Raw genomic sequence first — 11,601 nt, forward strand, 5'->3', positions numbered from 1 at the left:
GCGGTCGCTGGTCGAATAAAAGACAATTTGGAGAGAAACAATGAAAGGTGATATCGGTGTAATTGGCCTTGCTGTAATGGGTCAGAACCTTATCCTTAACATGAATGACCACGGCTTTAAAGTTGTGGCACATAACCGGACTGCTGCGAAGGTAGACGAGTTTTTGGAAGGTCCAGCGAAAGACACAAACATCGTTGGTGCATACTCTCTAGAAGAACTCGTAGAGAAGCTAGAGACGCCACGTAAAGTGATGCTTATGGTTCGTGCTGGTGATGTTGTTGATGCCTTTATCGACAATCTAATCCCACTTCTAGACGAAGGCGATATTATCATTGACGGTGGTAACACGAATTACCCAGATACAAACCGTCGCGTAGCACACTGCCGTGACAAGGGTATTCACTTCATTGGTACTGGTGTATCTGGTGGTGAAGAAGGTGCGCGTTTTGGCCCTTCAATCATGCCTGGTGGTGCTCCAGAAGCTTGGGATGCGGTTAAACCAATCTTCCAAGGTATCTCTGCAAAAACTGATGCTGGTGAACCGTGTTGTGACTGGGTTGGTAACGACGGTGCAGGTCACTTCGTTAAAATGGTACACAACGGTATCGAATATGGTGACATGCAGCTAATCACTGAAGCTTACCAGTTCATGAAAGACGGTCTTGGTATGTCTTCTGATGAGATGCAAGCAGTATTCGCTGATTGGAACAAGACTGAGCTAGACAGCTACCTTGTTGAAATCACTGCTGACATCCTTGGCTACAAAGATGAAGATGGTGAGCCGCTGGTTGAGAAAATCCTAGACACAGCAGGCCAAAAAGGTACTGGTAAATGGACTGGTATCAATGCACTAGACCTAGGTATTCCACTAACACTTATCTCTGAGTCTGTATTTTCTCGTTGTCTCTCTGCACTGAAAGACCAACGTGTTGAAGCTGAATCTCTATTCGGTAAGACAATCACACCAGTAGAAGGCGACAAGCAAGAATGGGTTGATGCACTGCGTCAAGCGCTACTTGCATCTAAGATCATCTCTTACGCTCAAGGCTTCATGCTAATGCGCGAAGCATCGAACGAAAATGGTTGGGACCTAAACTACGGTAATGTGGCACTTATGTGGCGCGGTGGTTGTATCATCCGCTCAGCATTCTTAGGCAACATCCGTGATGCTTACGAAGCGAACCCAGACATTGCGTTCCTAGGTTCTGACGAGTACTTCAAAAACATTCTTCAAGGCAGCCTAGCAGCATGGCGCAAAGTCGCAGCAAAATCTCTAGAGTCTGGCATCCCAATGCCGTGTACGATTTCTGCGCTTTCTTTCCTAGATGGATACACAACGGCGCGTCTTCCAGCTAACTTGCTTCAAGCTCAACGTGACTACTTCGGTGCGCACACTTACGAGCGTATTGACCGTCCGCGTGGTGAGTTCTTCCACACAAACTGGACTGGTACAGGCGGCGATACAGCGTCTACTACTTACGACGTTTAATCCGCAATCAGTAATCTGATAAAAACAGAAGGATGCCCAAGTGGCATCCTTTTTTAATTCCTACTCTATGTAAACGTAAAGTGAGCCAGCGAGTCCTTTTGTATTTCCCGGTAGTGAAGGAGTCTGTGATTCAAATCAGTTAGCCCTTTGATGAACGACCCTGCCGCCAATATGGCAGTGAGAAAGGCAAAAAAGAACATACGTTGTATTAACTTATTAGGCAGTTTTTAATTAAGATTTATTGTGAGTGGTGTTGCATAAAGGATGTGAAAGCAGTGTTGTGTGTGGCAAGCAATCAAATAGCTCCCTAACTTTAAGTGGTTTGAATTTTTCACAACTGTTAACACAGGAAACTCTTATGATAAAGGACTCACTTAAACGTCTCACTTTACTAACGGGGATGCTGATTTCATCTCCTCTTCTAGCAAATACCAATAACTACAATACAGACATTCCAACCAGTATCATGACGCCTGATACGGTAGAAACAAGTATCGGAACTCTTATCTTTAAGGATGGTGTGCCAAGCGAGCAAGCCATGGGTACACTTTATGACAACCTCGATAGGATGAGAGCGACAGAAGTATTTATGAATGCTGTCCCGATGGCGTCGTTAGAAGCATTACGAATAGGACATGAAAAGATGGGGTTAACGAAATCCAATCAGGTCATGCTGTTTGATAATCTGATGGATTCGAACTCTTTATTCCTAACGGGAAACACGGATACCGTCTACGCCTCTGCTTTTCTTGACTTGGAACGTGATGGCCCGACGGTGGTTGAAATCCCTCCAGGTATGGGACCTACCACCATCAATGATGCATTTTTCCGTTTTGTGACCGATATGGGTGCGGTTGGGCCAGATAAAGGGAAGGGTGGCAAATACCTTATTTTGCCCCCTAACTACGATGGCTCAGTGCCTGAGGGCTATTATGTCTCTCAATCGACAACTTACGTTAACTGGTTTATCGCAAGAGGTTTTTTGAAAGATGGTAAAACCGACGCAGCAGTGAATTCGTACCATACTGGCTTGAAGATTTATCCTTTGTCCAAGAAGGATGATCAACCGAAGATGGCATTTACTTCTGTTAGTGGTAAAGCATTCAATACTATCCATGCCAATAACGAGCACTTCTATGATGAAATCAAAGTGGTGATCGACAAAGAGCCGATTGATTTTATCGATCCGGAAATGCGTGGTTTGATTGCGGCAATTGGTATTCAAAAAGGTAAGCCGTTTGAACCTGATGCACGAATGCAGAAGATTCTGAAAGATGCTGCTGCGATTGGGAACGCAACGGCTCGTGCATTGATGTTCAACCCACGCACAGAAAATGCGTACATTTGGGATGATCGCAATTGGAAAACCGCTTTTATCGGCAAAGATTACCAATGGCTCATTGATGAGGGCAATGGTGGCCGTAACTTGGACGCGCGTACTTACTTTTTCTATATGGCAACGGTAAACACACCAGCGATGGCGCTTAAGATGGTTGGTAAAGGCTCTCAGTACGCCATAATTGACAAGACCGCGGAAGGTCAGTTTTTTGATGGCGGAAAGAACTACAAATTGACGCTCCCTTCTAATGTGCCAGCGAAGGACTTCTGGTCTGTGGTCGTTTATGATACGCAAACACGCTCAGAGCTTCAAACCAGCCAGCCATTCCCAAGTAAGAATGATAAGCGTAATAAGATGATTGAAAACCCTGATGGCTCTGTTGATTTGTACTTCGGGCCAATCGCCCCCGAGGGTAAAGAAGCAAACTGGATTCAAACGGTTCCAAACAAAGGGTGGTTTAGTCTTTTACGCTTATACGGTCCTCTAGAACCGTGGTACGACGGTTCATGGAAACCAAGTGATATCAGTGAAGTGAAATAAAGTAACGTAAGATAGGTAAGTTTAAGATGAAAGCCGACCTATTCATGGGTCGGCGTTTTCTTTTTATCTCTCTTATCTCTGACCGTTTTATAATTTTAGTATTCTTAGGCTCTTGCTCTGGCGATAAATGGTCTTGTGGCTTAAATCTTACATCCGTGACCTCTTAATTATGTTGCCTTGGTGGGAGTGAATGAGCCTAATACTTTCCTACCAAACCATGCTAATCAGCCTCAAATTCATCTTCTCATGATGTGATCTCACACGTTATCGGCTTGTTAACGGTTGCTATACTTATTTGGCCATAAACAAAGGAAATATAAGGACGTTCAATGTTAAAGCTCAAGCAAATTGCTGCCGTGGCCTCACTGGCTGCACTAAGTACTAGTTTTTCAGTTTCTGCTAAAGAGGCCTTCGTGACCATAGGCACGGGCGGTGTAACGGGTGTGTACTACCCAACGGGTGGTGCAATTTGCCGTTTGGTGAATAAATCACGTTCTGATCATGGTATTCGTTGTTCGGTAGAAAGCACTGGTGGTTCCATTTACAACATCAATACCATTCGAGCAAAAGAGCTAGACCTTGGTATCGCTCAGTCAGACTGGCAGTACCATGCTTACAATGGTACAAGCAAGTTTAAAGATGCAGGGCCATTCAAAGAGCTTCGCGCTGTATTCTCTGTCCACCCAGAACCGTTCACTGTTGTGGCTCGTAAAGATGCCAACATTCAATCATTTGAAGATTTGAAAGGTAAACGCGTTAACATTGGTAACCCTGGTTCTGGTCAACGCGGTACGATGGAAGTATTGATGAAAGAGTACGGTTGGACGAATGACGATTTCAAACTTGTGTCTGAGTTAAAAGCTTCTGAGCAGTCAAAAGCGCTGTGCGATAATAAGATTGATGCGATGATCTACACCGTTGGTCACCCAAGTGGTGCGATTAAAGAAGCGACAACATCGTGTGACAGCAACATTGTAACGGTAGCAGGTAAACAAGTAGATAAACTTGTTGCTGACAACAGCTTCTACCGCGTTGCAAATGTACCCGGTGGTATGTACCGCGGATCAGAAAGCGATGTGCAAACTTTCGGTGTAGGTGCAACTTTCGTTTCCTCAACGGCAGTGCCAAACGAAGTTGTTTACAACGTTGTCAAAGCGGTATTTGAAAACTTTGACGATTTCCGTCGTCTACACCCAGCATTCGCCAACTTGAAGAAAGAAGAAATGGTTAAAGATGGTCTATCAGCACCGCTTCACCCAGGTGCCGAGAAGTACTACAGAGAAGTGGGTCTGATAAAGTAATCCTGTTGCAAAAATAGGAAATGAGGTGTTGATATAGATCGCGTCATATGTTTCAAGCAACAAAAATGCCATCGTATTTACGGTGGCATTTTTGTAGTTTAGTCAGTGGTTAGTTTTGATTAAGTTGTGACGATTTTTTGATGACACACTTTGAATATAAAACCGTTTCCAAGTCATATTTTACAGGACAGGTCATTGATATAATGCGTGTTGAGTTGCATAATATAATTGTGGTTAAAGGGTCTACAAACATTCATTTAATGCCATTGGAGAGCAACAGGAGATGGAACTACCTTCGGCACTTTCGCGCAAGTTCTCAATAAAGTCTACCATTGGTTGTATGTTTCTAATTACAGCCACTATCACCGCTGCTTTCGCTATCAGTCTACAATACTATTTTGGCAAACAAACTTCACGAGATTATGTACTGTCAAAGCTCTCTGTCGCTTCGGATCAAGTGAGCGATTATTTACAGCGTGTTGAGAGTAATGCGATCAGCAGTGCACAATTGCTCCGGAGTGTGGCGTTATCGACAGACCACACTTTTTCAGAGCAGGAAATTAGAGATATTTTTATTCGAGTCCTAACTGACAACCCTCTTTTCAACAGTCTTTATTTCGGACTAGATAACGATGATTTTTACCAAGTTATCAACTTGGCGTCTTCTTCTATCGTCAGGAAAAAGCTCGGAGCAGCTGCACTAGAGCGATGGGTGATTGTAAAAATTTCGGGGGATCCCGGCTCTAGGGTCAAACAAAGTTATTATTTCACTTCAGAATTTAAGCTTACGAGACAAATCAACGAGATCAGTGATTATTATCCATCTCGTCGACCTTGGTTTGTAAAAGCTTCACAAGAGTCAGTTTTTAAGACGGCTCCTTATCTCTTCCAAAATTTGAGAACTACCGGCAAAACATACTCAGTACGCAGCGGGAGAGGCGTCATTGGTATCGATATTGTCTTATCTTCCGTTGAAAATAAGATTGTTCCATTGGAGCTCGGTTTGTTGCCAAATAGCGGCGCGGAGACATTTATATTTAACCAGAGGGGAGGAGTGATAGCCTCTAATACAAAACTTCAGGATAACATCTTAATTCCCGAGTCAGTTCCACTAAAACTGACAGAGGAACAAAAAGCGATTATTCAATCGTCACCTTCATTGATTGTATCGAACCAAAATAGTTGGGGGCCTTATGACTATTCACAATCAGGTGAACCAATGGGGTATGCTATCGACGTTCTTGCGCTCATTGCACAACAGACGGGTATAGAGTTGAAATATATTAATGGCTTTGACTCTAAAACGCTATCAGGCAAATATCAAAAAGGCCACTTGGATATTATTCATTCCGTTGTGGGTGATCCTAAAACATTTGGGGAACGGAGCCTACCGATTTTCAAGAGTTATCTTGCTGTTGCAGAGAGGGACACTAAATCTAGTCAGAGAGTTTTACAAGATATAGACACAGAGAACATTGGTATAGTCGCTGGCTTTGGAATGAAACAGTGGTTATCAGAATATTATCCAACACTCAGTACTATTGAGTTTCCCGGTTTAGACGAGGCAAGAAAGGCACTCGATAGCGGTAAGATTCAATATATCCTCGATACTGAACTTACGTTATCCGATACGGATTTTTTAGGCAATAACACACCTCTCAAGATCTCTACATTTAACGAGCGTGAACCTGTTTCATTTCACCTGTTCATGAGAGAGAACAATGCTGACTTGCTAGCAATTATCAATCAGGCTATTGGTGAGATTACCCCCAAACAAAGAGAGGCTTTGTCTAGGAAATGGTTGGATGCTAAATGGCAGCAAGAAGGCGTCTTACCCTACAAAGAAGTGCATCAGTTTGCTGCTCGGCGAGATAAACATAATACTATGGTAAAAATAGAGATAAATGGTGAATCAAAGTACTTATATATTTCACAGCTAAAATCTCACTTTAGCTCTAGCGACTATTTTGCAGTCCTTATACCAGAAGATATTGTTTCAAGTGCAGTGGTCGATCATATGTTTAAATCGATAACAGCGACGATGTTCTTGATGGCGACTCTGTGTCCTTTCGTTTGGAATTTTGGCGCGCCAGTTGTCAGGAGAATAAAAGATCTAGAGAGAGAAACTGCAAAGATTAAAGCTCGTAATTTTAGTGATGTTAGGATTGTCCCTAGCCGTATCGCAGAGGTGTCTGAGTTGTCGCAGTCAATATGCGAAATGGGGAAGGCAATAGGGTTGCATGAGAAGCGGCAAGAAGAATTTTTAGATGCGATAGTTCAGCTTATTGCTCAAGCTGTCGATGATAAGTCACCTTATACAGCAGGACATTGTAACCGTGTTCCCGAAATTGCAATGATGCTTGCTGATGCCGCGGAAAAAAGCCAAAAATTAGCCTTTCGCAACTTTGCCTTCAAGAATGAAGACGAGAAACGTGAATTTAAGATCGCTGCTTGGTTACACGATTGCGGTAAGATTACGACGCCAGAGCATATTGTCGACAAGGGGACTAAGCTAGGAGCAAACTATAATCGAATCAATGAGATAAGGACACGTTTCGAGGTTCTCTGGAGAGATGCTGAGATTCACTATTACCAAAGTATTATTGATGGAAAAAAGAACCCAGAAGAGTTGTTAGGCCAACTTAATGCACGAAAACTCAGCTTAACTCAGGATTTTGAATTTATTGCCAATGTGAATATCGGTGGTGAGTCTATGAGTAAGGAGCAGTTAGAGCGTATCAAACAGATAGCGCAGCAAAAGTGGCTAAGGTATTTTGATGACAGCTTAGGTCTTTCACCATTTGAAGAGACCAAAAGGTCAAAAGAGAAGGTGTCTTTGCCTGCTGTGGAACATTTACTGGCAGATAAACCAGAGCATATTACTCGTAGATTTAGGCCTATAGAGTTTGACCCAAATCTAGGTATTAAGATGACAGTGCCGGAATATGAATACAATCACGGTGAAATTTACAACCTGTCTATTTCACGAGGTACACTGACAGAAGAGGAACGTTATAAGATAAATGAGCATGTGATAAGTAGCATTAAGATGCTTGAAGCCTTACCGTTTCCTCCTGAGTTAAGCAAAGTTCCAAGTTACGCATCGACACACCATGAGACTTTAAGAGGGACTGGTTATCCTCGTGGTTTAAAAGCTGAAGACCTTTCGATACTCGATAGAATACTCGCTATTGCCGATATATTCGAAGCTTTGACCGCTGCAGATCGGCCTTACAAGAGAGCGAAGCCTGTCAGTGTTGCACTCGATATTATGTATAAGATGGCGTTGGACCAGAATATTGACATAGACCTTTTCTTGCTGTTTTTAGAAAGTGGGGTGTATTTGGAATATGCCAATATTTTTCTACCAGACAACCAGAACGATAAGGTTGATATCCGAAAATATTTCAAAGGTTACGAATTGGTCTGATGCTTGTTTTTATAATTTGGTAAGGTTCAATAAATATTTTTATTTTTTTCGACATAAGGAGTGTTTCTTCAAATTGCTTTAGCAAAGCTTGAAAGCGAACGTAACGAATTGATCGCAACTTCGTCATGACTATTTTATTGCTTGAAAGTGTCCTTTTGCTCGATATACGACGGAGGTCTCTGAAAAAATTAACACAGATTTAAAAAAATTCGTTTAATAGACTATCTTGATAGATGGCGCCGCTGCGTTTGCTATAAAAGCCACCGGAGGGCTTTATTACATGAAGGTTGAATCTTGTACCCCTCGTAAATTTTCGATTAAATTTACTATAGGAAGTTTATTTGTTATTGCTACGGCAGTGGTTGCAGTGCTTGGGCTCGGGATGCAATATTACTTCGGTAAACAAATGTCAGAGGAACATATTCTAACTCGATTAACCATGAAGGCTAAAGACGTCAGTAACTATATCTACCAAATTGACGCCAGAGCTACCAGCAGTGCGGGTATTTTAAAAAGCGTTGCTGATTTTAGTGATTCTGAGCTGAATGAATCCGAAATCAGGCGAGTGTTTATCCAAACTCTACTCGATAATCCCATGTTTTACAGTATCTATTTTGCCACTGAAAACGAATATTTCTTCCAAGTTATCAATTTAGAATCGTCTCCTGAGGTACGAGGGAAGATAGTCGCAAGAGCAGACGAGCGTTGGGCCATCATCAGGATCAAAGGTGACGGCAAAGCGCGAATAAGACAAACGATGTATTATTCGCAATCGCTAGAGTTAATCCGTCAAACCGAACACAGAAGTCACTATTACCCGTCCCGGCGACCTTGGTTTGTCGGTGCTTCATCGGAGCATGTTTACAAAACCGATCCTTATCTCTTCCAGTATCTAAAAATCGCAGGGCAGACCTATTCTGTGCGAAGTAACCTTGCTGTTATTGGTGTAGATACCGTGCTGTCGTCATTGAGTGAAAAGATCAGCGCTACTGAGCTTGGAATGAAGAAAGACGACAGTGTTGAAGCCTTTATTTTTAAGTCCAATGGTGAAGTTATCGCATCCAGCAAAGAAGCTTTCAACGAAGTAGATATCCCTCATTCATCGCTATTGGAACTGAGCGAACAACAAAGGTCTTTACTGGGCGACCGATCGCTTGTGGTTTCGAATCAAAACGACTGGGGGCCCTATGATTATAATCAGAGCGGCAAACCCGGTGGTTATGTTGTTGATGTGCTCAACCTGATTTCACAGAAAACGGGCATGGTATTGGAGTTCGTAAATGGTTTTAACTCTACAGAGTTAGAAAAGAAATATCGTAAAGGTGATATTGATATCCTCCAGCCTGTATTGGGCTCACCCCCAGAATTAGGTATTAAGAGTGATCCACTGTTTATCGGGCAGCTTGCCATTGCGGCTAAGACAAAGAACCCTCTGCCGTTATCACTCAATGAGTTGAGTGAAGAAAGTATTGGCGTTGTGGGTGGTTTTGGCATGAAGGAGTGGCTACTTGAACGTTATCCAACGCTGAATATTGTCGAACAGCCAAACCTTGATGTTGCTAAGCGAGCACTTTATTTGGGAGCCATTCAGTACCTAGTAGACAGTTATTTAACCATGGTTGATGTGAAGCGATTAGTTAAGATAACTGATATTTATGTGGGTGAGCTCGATGCGCCACCTCTTGAATTCTCACTGTTTATGAAAGAGAAAGACAAAGATGTGGTTGAGCTTATTAACCAAGCTATTGCGGGTATATCACCCGAGCAAAAATCGGCATTAAGAGAAAAATGGCTGCAGCCGAACCAATGGAGAGGTAATTTTGTTCCTTATCCAGAGGTGTATACGCAAGTACGCCAAAAAGACAAGCATGGCACGATGAGTGAGGTAAATATTGAAGGTGAGCATCGATTTCTTTACATCACCAAGTTGCCGTCTAATCGCGGAGCAAGTGATTACCTCGCGGTGCTTATTCCAAACCAAGTAGTTACAGATGCCGTTATCACTCGATTATCCAAGGCTATTGCATTTACCTCTATCGTAATGGTGTGTTTATTTCCATTCGCATGGAAAGTGGGGGCACCTATTGTTCGCCCAATTGTGGCCCTGCGAAAAGAAACCATCAAAATCAAAGACCGCCAGTTTGATAAGCTCGTTCCGGTAGAAACACGTATCAAGGAGGTGTCCGGTTTATCCGACTCAGTAACCGCAATGGTACATGAGATTCAGCATCATGAAAGGCAACAACAAGAGTTTGTGGAAGCTTTTATACGCCTTATTGCTCAAGCGATCGATGATAAGTCACCTTATACCGCAGGGCATTGTAATCGTGTACCGGAAATAGGTTTGATGCTGGCTGAGGCAGCAGAGAGGTGTGACACTGGTAGGTTTAAAGACTTCAAATTTAACAATGACGATGAACGACGTGAATTTCGCATTGCTGCCTGGCTGCACGATTGTGGCAAAATCACCACGCCAGAGCACATAGTGGACAAGGGCACTAAGTTAGAAGCCAACTACAATCGTATCAATGAAATTCGCACTCGTTTCGAAGTGCTAAGACGCGATGCCGAAGTCATCATGTGGAAAGCGATATCAACAGGTGAGCTGTCCAAAGAAGAGGCACAGGCTAATTTCGAACAGCGAGTTAAGCAGTTGGATGAGGACTTCCGATTTGTAGCAAACGCCAATGTGGGTGGTGAGTTCATGAGTGACGATAAGATCGAACGAATCAAACAGATCGCCCAGCAAACGTGGCTACGTCATTATGATGATCGCCTTGGCCTTTCTCCGTTTGAAGAAATGATTAAGCCAAAATCAGACATGACGTTGCCAGTGGTCGAAAACCTTTTGGCGGATAAGCCTGACCATATTATAGAGCGCGTTCGCCCGATGGAATTCGCGCCAGAGCATGGAATACAGGTGCAAGTACCGGAACACCAATACAACTTGGGTGAAGTGTACAACCTGACCATTTCACGTGGTACGTTAACGCCGGAAGACCGCTTTAAGATAAACGAGCATATGATCAGCGGCATCAAAATGCTTGGTGCACTGCCATTTCCTCCGGAGTTAAGCAATGTGCCACGTTATGCTTCAACTCACCATGAGACGCTGAAAGGCACAGGCTACCCACGTCGATTAAGTGCCGAAGATTTGTCGATCCCTGAACGTATTTTGGTTATTGCTGATATTTTTGAGGCGTTAACCGCAGGTGACCGACCATACAAGAAAGCGAAGCCAGTCAGTGTTGCTATCGATATCATGTACAAGATGGCAGTGGACGAGCATCTGGATATGGACTTGTTTTTGTTGTTCTTAGAAAGCGGGGTTTACCGTGAATATGCGAGCATTTTTATGCCAGCGGAACAGGTTGATGAGGTGGATATTGAAAAATACCTAAAAGAAAAATCGTCAGATGCTTCTAAAGGTCGAAACACACATCAGACACCATGATGAAGAAAGTTTGGATACTTCGTTCTTTCTGTCAGGAGGGAGTGTCGC

Annotated in this window: 5 protein-coding genes; all 5 read left to right on the forward strand. The window is 43.1% G+C overall.

The genetic code is table 11. The features are described from left to right. Positions 1 to 40 precede the first annotated feature (40 nt). The 5 genes from gnd to AND4_RS03355 all read left to right on the forward strand — a co-directional run bounded on the left by gnd (position 41) and on the right by AND4_RS03355 (position 11,553). Positions 41 to 1,489, forward strand: a complete 1,449-nt coding sequence (gnd, locus tag AND4_RS03335) for a decarboxylating NADP(+)-dependent phosphogluconate dehydrogenase (RefSeq protein WP_009841492.1) — start codon at positions 41 to 43, stop codon at positions 1,487 to 1,489. Between the two features lie 358 nt (positions 1,490 to 1,847). After that, a complete protein-coding gene (locus AND4_RS03340; protein WP_009841493.1) occupies positions 1,848 to 3,368 on the forward strand; it encodes a DUF1254 domain-containing protein in 1,521 nt (506 codons plus the stop codon). 329 nt (positions 3,369 to 3,697) lie between these two features. Beyond that, the gene (locus AND4_RS03345) at positions 3,698 to 4,669 is read left to right on the forward strand and encodes a TAXI family TRAP transporter solute-binding subunit (protein WP_009841494.1); all 972 of its coding nucleotides are present in this window, start codon (positions 3,698 to 3,700) and stop codon (positions 4,667 to 4,669) included. 283 nt (positions 4,670 to 4,952) lie between these two features. After that, a complete protein-coding gene (locus tag AND4_RS03350) occupies positions 4,953 to 8,099 on the forward strand; it encodes an HD domain-containing phosphohydrolase (protein ID WP_009841495.1) in 3,147 nt (1,048 codons plus the stop codon). A gap of 280 nt (positions 8,100 to 8,379) precedes the next feature. Next, positions 8,380 to 11,553, forward strand: coding sequence for an HD domain-containing phosphohydrolase (locus tag AND4_RS03355; RefSeq protein WP_009841496.1), 3,174 nt, complete (start codon positions 8,380 to 8,382; stop codon positions 11,551 to 11,553). The last annotated feature ends 48 nt before the right edge of the window (positions 11,554 to 11,601 follow it).

This window comes from Vibrio sp. AND4 (genome assembly GCF_000171815.1).
In the GTDB taxonomy this organism is placed as follows: domain Bacteria; phylum Pseudomonadota; class Gammaproteobacteria; order Enterobacterales; family Vibrionaceae; genus Vibrio.